This window comes from Silvania confinis (assembly GCF_025564085.1).
Taxonomy (GTDB): Bacteria; Pseudomonadota; Gammaproteobacteria; order Enterobacterales; family Enterobacteriaceae; genus Enterobacter; species Enterobacter confinis.
Window position 1 is genome coordinate 1 of the sequence record NZ_JAMGZJ010000030.1, and the last position, 425, is coordinate 425.

The window sequence follows — 425 nt, forward strand, 5'->3', positions numbered from 1 at the left end:
GGTGCAGCCGCAGGCTGGCTTCGTGGATCATCGCGCAGAGTTCGCGCAGGCCGATGTAGCGGTACAGCGGCGAGCTGTCGAGCAACTCCGGCAACACCTGCTTCAGCGGCGCATCGTCGTCGTGCCGGCGTTTGAATTCGCACAGCCTGTCCACCAGCGGCTGCGCGTGTTCCGCCCTGGCGCCCTGGGGAAACAGCAGCAGGAAGCGATAGTCGCCGGTGCGCAACGGGGCGATGCCGTGCCGGCGCAGGTAGCGGCAGACCACCGCGGCGGGTACTCCGAAGCTGGCCGGGCAACCGCGCGAATCGAGGCCGGGGGCGCTCAGGGCGACGCGCAGCGGGTCCAGCCGAGGACTGCTGTCGAGTGTCTCGGCGAGCCCGTGCCAGCGCTTCGCCGGCGTCTCCCGGCCGGCCTCGATGCCAGGC

Annotated in this window: 1 pseudogene; it reads right to left on the reverse strand. The window is 71.1% G+C overall.

From position 1 onward, the window contains the following. Positions 1-425, reverse strand: a pseudogene (locus M8013_RS00135) (hypothetical protein); the annotation flags it as partial.